The organism is Bacteroides sp. OM08-11, from assembly GCF_003438665.1.
GTDB lineage: Bacteria > Bacteroidota > Bacteroidia > Bacteroidales > Bacteroidaceae > Bacteroides > Bacteroides cutis.
Map to the genome: position 1 here is coordinate 518,806 of NZ_QSTJ01000001.1, position 15,047 is coordinate 533,852.

Annotated in this window: 10 protein-coding genes; 4 read left to right on the forward strand and 6 right to left on the reverse strand. The window is 41.4% G+C overall.

Going from position 1 to position 15,047, the window contains the following annotated elements; translation table 11 throughout:
• Positions 1-104 precede the first annotated feature (104 nt).
• Positions 105-593, forward strand: a complete 489-nt coding sequence (locus DXC10_RS02040) for a Dps family protein (RefSeq protein WP_101542077.1) — start codon at positions 105-107, stop codon at positions 591-593.
• Positions 594-680: 87 nt separating this feature from the next.
• On the opposite strand, the gene DXC10_RS02045 is transcribed toward DXC10_RS02040, so the two are convergent.
• The 4 genes from DXC10_RS02045 to DXC10_RS02060 all read right to left on the reverse strand — a co-directional run bounded on the left by DXC10_RS02045 (position 681) and on the right by DXC10_RS02060 (position 5,503).
• Entirely contained in the window at positions 681-2,594 is a 1,914-nt protein-coding gene (locus DXC10_RS02045; RefSeq protein ID WP_101542078.1) for a DEAD/DEAH box helicase, read from the reverse strand.
• Positions 2,595-2,723: 129 nt separating this feature from the next.
• On the reverse strand, positions 2,724-3,791 hold the full coding sequence (locus DXC10_RS02050) for a tyrosine-protein phosphatase (protein WP_101542079.1): 1,068 nt from the start codon (positions 3,789-3,791) through the stop codon (positions 2,724-2,726).
• Between the two features lie 195 nt (positions 3,792-3,986).
• On the reverse strand, positions 3,987-4,910 hold the full coding sequence (locus tag DXC10_RS02055; protein ID WP_101542080.1) for a carbohydrate kinase: 924 nt from the start codon (positions 4,908-4,910) through the stop codon (positions 3,987-3,989).
• On the reverse strand, positions 4,898-5,503 hold the full coding sequence (locus tag DXC10_RS02060) for an SIS domain-containing protein (RefSeq protein ID WP_101542081.1): 606 nt from the start codon (positions 5,501-5,503) through the stop codon (positions 4,898-4,900). The genes DXC10_RS02055 and DXC10_RS02060 overlap by 13 nt, the downstream gene beginning before the upstream one ends.
• Before the next feature lie 193 nt (positions 5,504-5,696).
• Between DXC10_RS02060 and DXC10_RS02065 the strand changes: the two genes are divergently transcribed.
• Positions 5,697-6,944 carry a pitrilysin family protein gene (locus DXC10_RS02065; protein WP_101542082.1) on the forward strand — a complete coding sequence of 416 codons (1,248 nt, stop codon included), beginning with the start codon at positions 5,697-5,699 and terminating at the stop codon, positions 6,942-6,944.
• 5 nt (positions 6,945-6,949) lie between these two features.
• Here DXC10_RS02065 and DXC10_RS02070 read toward each other — a convergent pair whose 3' ends face one another.
• Together DXC10_RS02070 and DXC10_RS02075 are read right to left on the reverse strand one after the other, a co-directional pair.
• Positions 6,950-7,855 (reverse strand): alkaline phosphatase, encoded by a 906-nt coding sequence (locus DXC10_RS02070; RefSeq protein WP_101542083.1) that lies wholly within the window; start codon positions 7,853-7,855, stop codon positions 6,950-6,952.
• 43 nt (positions 7,856-7,898) lie between these two features.
• Positions 7,899-8,495 carry a YhcH/YjgK/YiaL family protein gene (locus tag DXC10_RS02075; RefSeq protein WP_117737247.1) on the reverse strand — a complete coding sequence of 199 codons (597 nt, stop codon included), beginning with the start codon at positions 8,493-8,495 and terminating at the stop codon, positions 7,899-7,901.
• Between the two features lie 236 nt (positions 8,496-8,731).
• On the opposite strand from DXC10_RS02075, the gene DXC10_RS02085 reads away from it, so the two are divergent.
• Both DXC10_RS02085 and DXC10_RS02090 read left to right on the forward strand, forming a co-directional pair.
• Positions 8,732-11,680, forward strand: a complete 2,949-nt coding sequence (locus tag DXC10_RS02085) for a glycoside hydrolase family 88 protein (RefSeq protein ID WP_117737248.1) — start codon at positions 8,732-8,734, stop codon at positions 11,678-11,680.
• A gap of 153 nt (positions 11,681-11,833) precedes the next feature.
• A complete protein-coding gene (locus DXC10_RS02090; RefSeq protein ID WP_101542087.1) occupies positions 11,834-15,046 on the forward strand; it encodes a TonB-dependent receptor in 3,213 nt (1,070 codons plus the stop codon).
• Position 15,047 lies beyond the last annotated feature (1 nt).

Here is a 15,047-nt window from a genome sequence, read left to right on the forward strand (position 1 = left end):
GTCTATGCAAAGATAGAAATTATCTGTTTGACGGGCATTGGTTTAGCCCTTATCTTTGTCTACAGAAAAAGAAAAATAGTATAAACATTTAAAATAGTAGAATTATGAAGACTTTAGATTATTTGAATTTGAATGAGGCAAAAGTTGCCAACGTGGTATCAGCATTAAATCAATTATTGGCTGACTTCCAAGTACATTACACCAATTTGCGCGGTATGCATTGGGATATCAAAGGACATGGTTTCTTTGTGCTGCACGAGAAGTTCGAAAGCATGTATGACGATACTGCCGAAAAAGTGGATGAAATTGCAGAACGCCTTCTGATGTTGGGCAGTACGCCTGAAAATAAGTTCAGCGAATATCTGAAGGTTGCGAAAGTAAAGGAAGTTTCCGGTATTTCTTGCGGTAGTGATGCTGTTGACCACATTCTGGATACCTACAAGCACCTTATCAGTGAGGAAAGGAAGGTGATAGAACTGGCTGAGGCTGCCAATGATGTTGTGACGGCCGATTTATTGACCGGCTATTTGAAAGAACAGGAAAAGATGGTTTGGATGCTCGTTGCTTTCAGCACAAAAAGCTGCACGAAATAGAAGATAAAAAGTGGTAAAGTAAAATAGGGTGATAAGGTGGTAGCGGAATGCTACTTCACTTTATCACCCTATTGCTTTATCGCTCTATCACTTCTTTTTGGGGCTCCGTTTCGCCCAACCTTCTTCACTGAAATCAGGTTCGGCGTCATGGAAGTTGTTCTCACCCTGGAAGAATTGTTTCCAATCGTCCTTTTTACCACGTGCTTTGGTATAACCACGTTCTTCGCGGCTGGGTTTACTTTTTTTCTTATTAACGGCAGGTGCCGGTTCGGACTTCTTGTTACGTTTGCCGTAATTGTTGTTGTCGTCTTTGTTGTCTCTACGTCTGCCTTTCGGGGTGGTTTCCTTACCTTCTTCTCCGGCAACCTCGACAGATACTTTACGGCCGTTCCAGTTGGCACGGTTCAAAGATTTCACGACGTTATTGGCTTCTTTTTCTTCTACCTCGAAGAAAGAGAACTTTTGCATCAGGTCGATACGACCCAGCTCTACACGTCCACGGGTGTTTTTGTTTAACAGGCCGATGAGTTCGCTGGGGAAGAAGTTATCCATCTTACCCAGGTTGATGAACAATCGTTTAAAGCCCGGTTGTGCCTGGCGGTTTCCATCCTTCCGCTCTCTACGTTCCCCGTTTCTGCCGCTACGTTCTCCGTCTCTGCCACGTTCGCTGCCGGTGGCTGTTTCTATTTCCTCGCGGTCACGGTAGTATTCCAGGAAACGATTGAACTCATGGGAAACCATACGCTTTATCAGGTCTTCTTTGCTCAACCAGTCCAGCTTACGATAAATACCTGGCATGAAGTCGGCTATTTCTTCTTCATTGACTTTCACTTTTTCAAGATCATCAATTACTTTAATCAGCTGCTTCTCGCAAATCTGCTTGCCGGTGGGCATGGCACCTGTTTCGAATTTCTTACCGATGATGCGTTCTATTTCGCGGAGTTTGCCCTTTTCGCGCAGATTGATGATAGCGATCGAGGTGCCTGTTTTCCCGGCACGTCCCGTACGTCCGCTACGATGTGTATAACTTTCCGTATCGTCCGGCAATCCATAGTTGATGACATGTGTCAGGTCGTCTACGTCCAAACCACGTGCGGCAACGTCCGTTGCTACCAACAATTGTAAATTGCGGATACGGAATTTCTGCATTACGGCATCGCGCTGTGCCTGGCTCAGCTCACCGTGCAGGGAGTCGGCATTGTAACCTTCCTGCATCAGCTTGTCGGCTATTTCCTGCGTCTCTTTGCGGGTACGGCAGAAGATAATGCCGTATACTTGCGGATAATAATCCACAATACGTTTCAAGGCTGCATATTTGTCTTTGGCATGAACGGTGAAAACCACATGCTTCACATTGCTGGTTCCTTCGTTCTTACGTCCGATCGTGATTTCTTTGGCATTGCGCAGGTATTTTTTGGAAATACGTGAAATTTCCGGACTCATGGTAGCGGAGAACAACAATGTGTTACGTTCTTGCGGTACATCCGCCAGAATGGCGTTGATACTGTCCGTAAAGCCCATATTGAGCATTTCGTCAGCTTCGTCCATCACTACGTTCTGAATGGTGGACAGGGAAACCGTCTTGCGTTCCATCAGGTCGAGCAGTCGGCCCGGAGTAGCAACGATAATATGTACGCCACGCTTCAGGGCACGTATCTGGCTTTCGATAGACGAACCGCCATAAACGGGCAATACCCGCAAACCATCAATATATTTGGAGTAATCGTTTAAGTCGCCCGCTATCTGCAAACAAAGTTCGCGTGTGGGGCAAAGAATAAGAGATTGGGGAATTCTGTTGTTGACGTTAATCTTCTGTATAAGCGGCAGACCGAACGCTGCGGTCTTTCCTGTTCCTGTTTGCGCCAGTGCTACTACATCATTATTTTCTCCTAAAAGGTAGGGAATTACTTCTTCCTGTACCGGCATGGGTTGCTCGTAACCCATTTCTTCAATGGCACGGCGTATCTCCGCCGACACACCGAGCTCTTCAAATGTCTTCATTAAATCTTTGTATATCTTTATTTTCGGGTGCAAAGATAGTGTTTTCCAATGGATAATCGATAATGAATAACTGATAATTATGTGATTACCTTCAAAGTTTACTATTTACAGTTCATTATCCGCTATCAATTATTCATTATCAGTTAACAGAATGCTTTGTAGTCTTTTTATCTCATTTTTGCTTAACCCTATGCCTTTCTGTAGATAGGTGTCTATATCGCCATATTTCTTTTCGATCTCGTCTTTCGCCGCATTCAGGAAATCTTCGCGGGCGGAAAACAAGGTTGTGATAGCTTCCTGTGAGCGTACCGGTAATTGATAAGCGTACTTGGAAGCGCTTGGAATGTTAAAGTAGTCATTGCTGAGACGATAGTCTTCCATGATGATATCTTCGTTTACGCCGAGTGCGGCGAGTATCAAGGCAGAGACGATGCCGGTACGTCCTTTACCCGAAGAGCAGTGAACAACTACCGGATAGTTGTTCTTGTCCAGCAGTATCTCGAAAATCTGATGAAACTCCTTGGTATATTGGTCTACTATTTCCCGATTCATCTGTTCTACCATCCGGTAAACGGTATCACTTTTTATCTTTTCCTGCTGAATACCTTTCAGGATGTTTTGCATGTCTCCGATGGCGATAGGGATATGTACGACTTTAAACTTTTTTTGGAGAGGGGTGGTTTTGCCATATTCGGCAGAAGTGCGTAAATCGATGATGGTCTTGATGCCGATATTTTTTAACTCTTTACGCGAACAGCACTCCAGACTGTCGATCTCGGCGGAACGGTATAACATGCCCCAACGGACTTTTTTCTGGGTGGTATGGGAGGCATAGCCACCCAGGTCACGGAAATTCTGTATACCGGGAATATTGATGTTTCGGGTGGCAATCTTCACGCGGTATTTGTCTGCAAACACCAATGTATAATAATAACGTTGGGTAGGATCGGTGGTAATAATCGTCATCCGTTGATCGGAAATGCTTGCTATGGCAACAGGAATATCTTCAGGGATCAAGTCCGGGTCGGTCGAAGCATATACTTTTACGTTTCCTTTGATGACAGGAGCCGTTTCCCATTTTACAATACAATTTCCTACATTATTCTCTTCGCATACAACGGAGATGTGGGGAGCGATACCACTGCACGATGACAGCAGCAATACCAGAGCAAGGCAGTTCAACAGATTTTTGTACATAATTCGTAACTCTCTAAAGTCGTCTTATGGCAAATATAATTATTTTGAGAACTTTTATCACAGATTACACGGGTTTACACAGATTTTTTATTAGTTCTTTCACTGCGTTAAGAATTCAAATCCATATAAATCCGTGGTTATACCTTATTATGATAAGCAAAAGCGATGTTGAACGAAGGTAAATCTGCGGCAGGATCAGTATTTATACTTTTCCGCAAATTCTTTTGATATGGAATTGTTGAGGCTCATGCAAACTTCTGCCGCAAACTCCATACCGCAACGGATGATTTTATCCCAAGTGGCTTCATCTATGTTATTCAGGTTTTCGTAGCGTACATCATATTTCAACAAACCATAGATGATACCTGCGTTGAAATTGTCGCCTGCACCGATAGTACTTATCGCCTCCAGTGGCGGAATGGCATATTCTTTGGAAATGTTTTTTGTACGGAGTGAAATCTGTTCCGCTCCTGCCGTACATAGGAAGTTGGGACAGTAAAACTTTATTTTGTCTTTATAAATCTTGTCCGCATCACACTGGTTGTACATGTAGAAAAAGTCTTCCTGTGAACCACGTACAATATCCGCATATTCCAGGTTTTCTATAATGGTAGGTGCCAGTTTGAGAGCTTCTTCTTTATGCGAAGAACGGAAGTTCGGGTCATAATAGACAATTGCTTTTTTCTCCCGTGCCTGATCGAGCAACTCCAATACTTTGTCGCGCAACACAGGATTTAGAGCATAATAAGAACCGATAACCACGATATCGTCTTCTGCAAGACGTGGAAATATGACATCTAACCGTTGTTTGGGGTAATCTTTATAAAAAATATATTCCGCATCGCTCCGGTCGTTCAGGAAAGCGAGCGATACAGGTGATTTACCGTCGGGAAATACATTGACATAATCGGTTGGAATATTATTGTCACGCATAAACCGCAAGATAATATTTCCCACATGGTCATTACCCGTTTCACTGATGAAACTGATGGGGACTCCTGTCCGTCCCAGTGAGACAATACCGTTGAATACCGAACCGCCCGGCACTGCTGCCGTAGGCTGTTCATTCTGAAAGATAATGTCTAATATAGTTTCGCCAATACCGATTACTTTACGCATAATGACCTTGATTTTTCTCCAAGGTAACCGCCATGATGGCGTTTGGAGTAGTCTTCGATTGTAAATCCGGTCTCTTTCATTGTCTGTACTACCAAAATATCGCCAATCACTGTCATTGCGGTAGTGGATGTAGTGGGAGTCATGCCCAAGGCACAGACTTCTTTAGGTTTTCCGGTACTGAGACATACGTTGGACTCATGTGCCAGCGGGCTGTCCGGGTTTCCGGTAATTACAATAAATTTCAAATCCGGGTTCAAGTTGTGGGCCAACTGCGTCAATTCCACGATTTCACGGGTTTTGCCGGAATTGGAGATAAGCAACAACAAATCGTTTTCCTGTAAGATGCCGAGATCTCCATGCTGTGCTTCGCTGGGATGTAGAAAAACAGAAGGTATACCTGTGGAACAGAAAGTCGTGGCTATATTCATAGCTATCTGTCCTGCTTTTCCCATGCCGGAAGTAACCAGCTTGCCTTTTTTACGGTGTATCTGCTCAACGATAAGCTCTACTGCCTTCTCGTATGCATTCGTCACAGGGATGTTCAATACGGCTTGTGCTTCTTTCTGCAAAAGCTCCTGAATGGATTCTATCATTATTTTGAATTTTGTTAGTAGTTAGGTTATAGCCTACAAATATCTGTAATTTTCCATAAATGGCAATAAGTTTTATTGTATTTTTATTGATATGAAGATAGGCGGCACCTCATCACTAAAAACAAGCATGCTTGCTTTGTACTGATTTCGGTTTGCGTTATCTTTGTGCCCACTAATTGTTTGAGATATCAGAATGAAGAAGTTAATAGAAAAAATAACGCCGGGAACCAATCAATATACTTTGCCGAATGGTTTGCGTATCATTCATGAGCCGTCACTCTCTAAAGTGGCATATTGTGGATTTGCCGTAGATGCCGGAACACGCGATGAGTTTGAAAATGAACATGGAATGGCGCACTTTGTGGAACATCTTATCTTCAAAGGAACAAAGAAACGCAAGGCATGGCATATCCTGAACCGTATGGAAAATGTGGGTGGCGACCTGAATGCTTATACTAATAAGGAGGAGACCATGATTTATTCGGCTTTCCTTACCGAGCACTTTGGACGTGCCTTTGAGTTGCTGACGGATATTGTATTTCATTCTACCTTTCCGCAACGTGAGATAGAAAAGGAAACGGAAGTTATTATCGATGAAATACAATCATACGAAGACAATCCTTCCGAACTGATATTCGATGATTTTGAGGACCTGATATTTTGCGAACACCCGTTGGGACACAACATTCTGGGTAATCCCGAACTATTGAAAACATTCCGCAGTGAAGATGCTGCTTCGTTCACTTCCCGTTATTATCATCCGGGCAATATGGTCTTTTTCGTTCTGGGTAATATGGATTTTAAACAAGTGGTGCGCTGGGCGGAAAAGCTGTTGACCGATATTCCTGCTGTTACGGTGGATAACCGCCGTACTCCGCCGCCCTTTTATGTTCCGCAACATCTTGTGTTGCATAAGGATACCCATCAGGCACATGTCATGATTGGTAGTCGTGGCTATAATGCATACGATGATAAGAGGACAGCGCTTTATCTGTTGAATAATATTCTGGGAGGTCCCGGTATGAATAGTCGCCTGAATGTGTCGCTCCGCGAGCGTCGTGGGCTGGTCTATAATGTAGAATCCAACCTTACCTCCTATACGGATACGGGTACTTTCTGTATCTATTTCGGTTGTGATCCCGAAGATTCCGATCTTTGTAAACACCTAGTCTATAAGGAGCTGAAATTGATGCGCGATGTCAAGATGACCTCTTCCCAGCTTACGGCTGCTAAAAAGCAACTTATCGGACAAATAGGTGTGGCTTCGGATAATAACGAGAATAATGCCTTGGGTATGGGTAAGACTTTCTTGCACTATAATAAATACGAAACCTCCGAAGCGGTGTTTCGACGTATCGAACAACTCACTCCGGAGATTTTATTGGAAGTGGCAAACGAAATGTTTGCAGAAGATTATCTCTCGACACTTATTTATCAATAAGTGTCTTATTTGAAGACCTGTTTCATCGGGCGGCCTATCCACACTTGCGGTTGCTTCAATCCGAAGATATAGGCGATTGTAGATGCTACGTCATACTGCATCATGCTTTCGTGGAATTCCAGTCCTTTCTTCACGTTCTTTCCGGAAATGATGAAAGGAGTCTGCATTTCTTGCATCGTTTTTCCTCCATGGCCTTTTTTGATACCTCCGTGGTCTGAAGTAACGATAAAGATAGTTTCTTTTAACATTCCTGCGTCTTTTACAGCTTGTACGATACGGGTGACGTATGTATCGAGTTCTTTCAATTTAGCGTAGTATTCAGGAGTGTCGTGCCCTGCCTTATGTCCTACGTGGTCGGGGTTGTCAAAACAAACGGCGAGTAATGTCGGTTTTTTTTCTTTGATGTATTTTTCGGCCATACCGCACAATGCTTCCGGATGTTGATTATAATCGGGAGCTTTGGCATGATGACTCAGAGCTAGCGTGTCAACGAGATATTTAATTCCATTCCATTCGTACAGACAACCAATTTCCGCTTCCGGTTGTGCATCGCGTAGTAATTGGAAGACTGTGGGGAAGATGCCGTGTTCATTCAGTACTCGTGAAGGCAATTCCGGAGTCTTGGAACCCCATTCTGTGTATCCATGCAACTCCGGGCCGGCTCCCATGAACATGGATGCCCAGTTGATAGCGCTGGAAGAAGGCAGGGCAGAACGTTTCTCTAATGTATAGGAACCTTCTGCCATCAACTGTTTGATAGTGGGGATTTCCGCTTTGGGGACACTGTATGCACCCCAACCATCGAGACCTATTAAAATGACATGCTTTGCTTTTCCCTTTGCTTGGCAGGGAGTGGAGATGAAACACACTGCAATAAATGATAAAAGCAGTGAAAAGGTAAATTTTCTCATGTTTTGATTGTTTTTAAGTATTAAGATATTTATTGAATAAAAATTATTTTATGTAGTCCAGTTTTACAACGATTACGCGTATGGATTGCGACTCTTTGTCCGTACGGACTTTGGCTATGTGCCAGTCACTGGGGAAAAACAGGAAGAAACGTTCGGGAGTAGAGTCTATGAACATGGTTTTATTTATGTCATAGCTATAGTGGATCGCGTCCGGCTTATAAGCACAGTTGGGATAGGAACTGTCATGGTCTAAAAGCCCGAAACGTTCGCTGCCTTTCACTACATATTGAAAGTCGATGTGATGATAATGTGACTCGGACGCGCGTTTTTCCAAAGGTTGGTTTTCACTATCTTCTACTGAGACAACCAATGAGGTACCTTCTATCGAGTGTTTACCGGCAGGGATACTTTGAAGGTCGTGTGTAGCCAGCCACTTGAACATGGCGTCCCATTGTGGTTGGTTCTTTTGGTATTGATCGTGAAATTCTTTTAAGTTGGTACAGACATCGGGCAAGGCATTGAAGCCGTTACTCCAACTGCGTGATAATAACCATTGTTGAATGCTGCATTGTGCTTGAATCATTGAGGACGGTGCAATTGCCAGAAAGACAATGAGTGCAATTCGTTTGAGTGTTTTCATTTGTTTTTATATTTTAGTTGGGCTAAAGGTAGTACTTCTTTAATAAAAAAAGAAGCCTTACTGTTTTTATCTGTTAATGACAAAATTACTGGGAATAATAAAAAATGGTTATTTATATCGTATAAAAAACATGCATCAAATGCCTTAATGGATAATAAGGGCATATGTATGGAAAATAAGTGTATGTCTCAAATGGGAAGTTACGTATTTTTGCATCCGAAAAACAATCTTTTATTATGAGAAAGTCACTATTATCCTTATTATTTGTTTTATTGGGGGCATACCTGTTTCAGGTACAGTCTCAGACACGGCAAGAGGTGAGACAGGCTATGCGACGGGTGGCCGATTGGCAGATTGCTCATATCAAAGAAGTTCCCTATGGTGATTTGAACTGGGTAAATGCTACTTTCTATTTGGGTTTATGTCGCTGGGCTGGAATAGCGGAGCGTGATAACCGGGATTCTTTTTATTTTGATTGGCTAATGCGTCTTGGACGCCGTAATTATTGGCAGGTAGATAAGCGGATGTATCATGCCGATGATATCTGTGTGGCGCAAACCTATCTTTTGATGTATGATAAATATAAGCGGCCGGAAATGCTGATTCCAACACGTGCGCGTACCGAGTGGGTGATAGCCAATCCGCCACAAGGTTCTTTTGTCTTGAATTATTCGGATGTGTCGACGTTGGAACATTGGACTTGGTGCGATGCTTTGTTTATGGCTCCACCGGTATATTTACATCTGTATAATATAACGGGTGACAAGAAATTTATCCGGTTTATGGATAAAGAGTATAAGGCTACTTATAATAATCTGTTCGATAAAGCTGACAGTCTTTTTTATCGCGATCACCGCTATATCAGCCGGAAAGAGGCGAATGGAGCCAAAGTTTTCTGGGGGCGTGGTAATGGTTGGGTTCTTGGCGGACTGGTGGAATTACTTCGCGGATTGCCGGAGGGGAGTAAATATCGTCCGTTTTATCAGGATTTGTTTGTCCGCATGGCAGAACGTGTAGTGCGTTGCCAGGGTAAAGACGGCTTTTGGCATGCAAGTATGCTCGATCTGGATGCTTATCCTTCTCCTGAAACCAGTGCTACCGGTTTTTTTGTGTATGCCTTGGCTTATGGTGTTAATGAAGGACTATTGCCACGTGAACGTTTTCTGCCGATTGTGGAAAAAGGTTGGAGCGCTTTACTTTCTGCTGTAGAAGAAGACGGAAAATTAGGATATGTGCAACCCATTGGTGCTGATCCGAAGAAAGTAACCCGGGAAATGACGGAAGTATATGGCCCCGGAGCATTTTTATTGGCCGGTACTGAAATGTATCGTTTGGTACAAGATACAAAAACACAGAATGTCAATATATCATCAGTAAGGGTACGCGAAATCGCTACCCTTCTACCGGAAACTCCTCAAGGTATAGGTGTATCTTATAAAGACCGCAGTTTCTGGGAACAAATGAAGCAAGATGCCGACGCACAGGAATTATTGAAGGAAGTTCCCGGATTGTTGAAGCAAGGAATACCGCCATTTGTCGATTCACTTTATTTACACCTCAATAAAACCAATGTCCGTTTGCCGGGTGAAAATATGATGAATGCACGTTTTCAGTATCTTTATAAATTGACACTGGCAGAATGTCTGGAAAATCGTCGCCGTTATATCCCGGCAATAGAAAAAGCTTTGATTGCTTTGTGTGAACAGAAACCGTGGTCTATTCCGGCTCATGACCGCAGTTTGCAAAATTATAATGGAACCGATTACTATGTGGATCTTGTTGTAGCCACGGCAGGAAATGGAATTGCTCAGTGTGTATCGCTGCTGGGCGACCGTCTATCACCCGAGGTGAGAGCTCGCGTTCAATGTGCTTTCCGGGAGAAAGTTTTCCGTCCTATTCATCGATGCCTGGAAACCAATAAGCCTTTCTGGTGGTTTACAGTGACCAATAATTGGAATTCGGTCTGCTTGGCAGGTGTTACGGGAGCTGCTCTTGCTTTATTACCCGATCGAGAAGAACGTGCTTATTTTGTTGCGGCAGCCGAGAAATATCATGTTTATGGGATGAAAGGTTATGCGGATGATGGTTATTGTAGTGAAGGAGTAGGGTATTATAATTATGGTTTTCGTGCTTATATATTGCTTCGAGAAGAGGTTTGCCGTGCTACGCAAGGTAAAGTGGATTTCTTTCGTACGCCGAAATTTGTGCGTATTGCACAATATGGAAAAAAAATACAAATGTTGAACGGTATTTGTCCTGCCTATTCCGATTGTAGGATTGGTCTGACTGTCGATTGGTTTATAAATAATTACTGTGACAATGTATTGGGTACTGCTCCTTATTTTGAGAAGTGTGTATTTCCTTCCAATGGCAGAAACCTTTCTCTTTATAGTATTGAATTTTTCCCTAATCAAGCATGGAAGTTGGAACAAAGTGATGAAATAAAACAAGCTATACAAGAAGAATATGATCCTCTTCATACCTTTTACGAAAAGGCGGGTATCTTGGTAGCTCGTCCGTCTGAAAAAAGTAATTGTGATCTTGCCATTTCGGCAAAGGGTGGTAATAATGCAGAAAATCATAACCATAATGACATTGGTTCTTATGCTGTTTCTTTAGGAAGAGAAACAGTTGCCGGTGATCAGGGCGGTCCTTTTTCTTATCCCGGTGATTACTTTTCGGCAGATGCTCCTGATAAATATCCTATTAAAGGTTCTTTCGGCCATCCGGTACCTTTAGTAGATGGTTTGCAGCAAGTAACTGGTGCTAGAGCACAAGCGATAGTACTAAATAGAGAACTGACAAGGACTAAAGATCTATTTTCCATAGATTTAACTTCAGCTTACAATACCCCCAAATTAGAGAAATTACTCCGTACATTTACCTACGACCGTACTGATGTCGGTAGTTTTACAGTTGAAGATAAGTTTTTTGCTAATGCACCTATCCGATTCGAAACAGCATTAACCACATCCGCCGACTGGAAGCAGATAGATGCCAATCATCTTCTGCTGGCGGTAGGTAATGAACAGATGCTTGTTACAATAGATGCGTCTGGGGAGGTAGAATTAACATCAGATACTATCCAAGTGAATGGTCCGGCTTATACACGAATTGGAATAATCTTAAAAAAAACGGTAAAAGATGGTCAAATTCGTCTTATAATGTGCCCAAAACGTCCGTGATAGGTATCTAATTTTCCATAATATTATAAAACCATAACATTTAAACAGGGAATTAATTTCCTGTTTTATTAAATTACATATATTTGCAGCGAAAGATTAAAAGCTAAAAATAAACGTTATCTTAATCTAATTAATAATTAATCTATTGTACTTATGAAAAAAAGAGTCTCTCTTGATTTCTCAAAAAGGATTTTATTCTGTGCTGTTTGGGCATTGGCAAGTGCTGGTGTAGCAGCAAATCCTATGAGTAATGGAAATTCTTCCGGAGTCGACGCTGTTCAAACTATTGAACAAAGTAGTAAAACAGTAAAAGGTGTTGTAATGGACAATTTCGGTCCTGTTCCGGGTGCTAATGTTCTTGTAAAAGGAACAACCAATGGTGTAATTACCGATATGGACGGTAATTTTACTCTATCTAATGTTCCTGAAAATGCAGTATTGCAGGTCTCTTTTATCGGTTATGTTACTCAAGAAATAAAAGTAGCCGGTAAGAATACGTTTGAAATTACATTAAGTGAGGACGCCAAAGCTTTGGAAGAAGTTGTAGTAGTAGGTTATGGCTCTCAAAAGAAGGTAAACTTGACAGGGTCTATCGGACAGGTAGATTCAAAAGTATTGGAATCCCGTCCTATTACTTCTTCTGCGAGTGCACTGCAAGGTACCATTCCTAACTTACAAATTACAAACACAAGTGGTGAACCTGGACAGAGTGCATCTTTGAATGTTCGTGGTACCACTTCTATTAATGGTGGTAGTCCGCTGGTATTGGTAGATGGTGTGGAAATGAGCTTGGATTTAGTTAATCCTAATGATATTGCAAGTGTAACTGTGTTAAAGGATGCGGCAGCATCTGCTATTTATGGTGTACGTGCAGCTTATGGTGTTGTATTGGTTACGACTAAGAGTGCTGGTAAGGACATGAAAACTTCCATATCTTATTCTGGTAATGTGTCTATTTCAAAAGCAACGGTTATGCCTGATATGGTGGAACACAGTTGGCAGCACGCTGAATTTATTAATCAGGCCTGTGATAATGGTAGTGTAAACCGTTTGTGGGATGCTGCTTATATTGAAAAGATGAAAGCATGGGATGCTGATCCTGAGAACAATCCTGAATATGAAATGGTGAATGGTTCTCTTCGTTTTTATGGATTTAGTAATTTGAGAGAAAAGATGTTGAGAAAGGTTAGTCCTACTCATCGTCATAATGTTACTATTTCCGGTGGAAATGAAAAGACTAAGTTTTATTCTTCAGTTGGTTATTTAGACCAAAGAGGTTTATATAAGGTCGGCGAAGATCAGTATCAACAACTGAACACTCGTTTAACTGTTGAGAATCAAACTACTTCTTGGATGAAATTGGGAGCAAAAGTAATGTATAACTATGCTACTCATGATAAGCCTTATAAATATAAAGATGATGTGTGGCAGTCCGTTGTATTTTCTTCACCGACAGATGTGGTTGAGCCATGGCACAAAGATAGCCGTTATCCTGAATTGGATGAATGGGATGGAATGTATGCCCAAAATAATGCTTATGCCATGCTGAAAGATGGTGGTCGTACCAATAACAAGACCCATGATATTTGGGCTACTGCAAGTGCCGATTTTGAGTTTATGAAAGGCTGGAAAGCCCGCGTGGATTTCTCTTATAATTTAAATTATAAGCGTAATTCAGATCATAAGAAGACATTAACATTCTGGACAAAAGATTTTCAGGCTACAAATGGTGACACAGGTGATAATTTCTTCAAGTGGACTAATGTTGATAAGAACTATTATTCATTTAATGCTTATACAGAATATGAACGTACATTCAAAGAAAAACATTATTTGAAGGGTATGTTGGGATATAATCAAGAGTTGACGAAATATTCCACATTCTCTGCTCAACGTAAAGGATTGTTGAACGAAAACCAACCTGCATTAGGTTTGGGAACAGGTCAGCAAACTGTTAGCGATGATGGTTATGAATGGGCGTTGCGTGGTGCATTTTTCCGTTTGAATTATATTTATAATGACCGTTATTTGTTTGAGGTAAATGGACGTTATGATGGTACTTCACGTTTCCCATCTGATAATCGTTTTGTATTCCTTCCTTCTTTTTCTGCTGCATGGCGTATCAGTGAGGAACCATTTATGCAGTCTACTCGTTCTTGGTTGGATAATTTGAAGATTCGTGCTTCTTATGGTGAATTGGGCAATCAGATGCTGACAGCGAGTGATTGGTCGGGAAATACTAAATATTATCCATATATTCCATTTATCAGTTCAGGAACATCTGGAAACTGGATATTTGGAGATGAAAAGGCATTATATTTAAATCCTGGTGCATTAGTGACTCCAGATCTTACTTGGGAAAAAGCAAAGACTGTCAATGTTGGTTTGGATGCGACATTCTTTAATCAACGTTTAGATTTTAGTTTTGACTATTATCAGCGTACTACCTCGGATATGTTGATTAAAGTGTCATATCCTGAAGTATTGGGTACTACTGCTCCTCCTTCCAATTTAGCTGAATTGCGTACGAATGGATGGGAACTTTCTTTGAGTTGGAAAGATAAAATAGGAAAGGATTTTGGCTATTCACTTGGTTTTATATTATCTGACTCTCAAGCAGAAATTACTAAATACAATAATCCAACTAATTCTTTGACTACTCATTATGTAGGTGAAAAGATTGGAGAAATTTGGGGTTATGAGACTGAAGGTATTTTCCAAACGGAGGAGGAAATAGCTAATCATCCTACACAGAGTAAGATTAAGAATACAACTTGGAAAGTTGGAGATATTAAATATAAGAATCTTAATGGTGATAAAGAAATCAGTAATGGTAAGAATACTTTAGAAGATCATGGAGACTTGACGATTATCGGTAATACTACTCCACGTTATCAATATGGTATTACTGCTAATCTGACCTATAAGAACTATTATTTGAATATATTCATGCAGGGAGTGGGTAAACGTGATTTTTGGCCATCTGGTCAACCGTTCTGGCCGGCTGCTACAGAATACTATAATACTCAAAAATGGTTCTTGGAGAATTCTTGGAGTGAAAGTAATCCGAATGCTTATTTTGCACGTCCAATAGCCAAAGATGAACGTAACCGCCAAAAACAAACTCGTTATTTACAAGATGCTTCATATTTGCGTATGAAGAATATTTCTTTGGGATGGAATTTGCCAAAAGAATGGATTCAGAAGGTATTTTTATCTCAGGCAACTGTTTATATTAGTGCTGAAAATTTGTTTGAGTTCTCTAAAATTAAGGGCCCATACGACCCCGAGGCTGCCCGTGGAAATGGTACAATGCTGTATCCTTTCATGAGAACATATTCATTCGGTGTTAATCTAACTTTCTAAA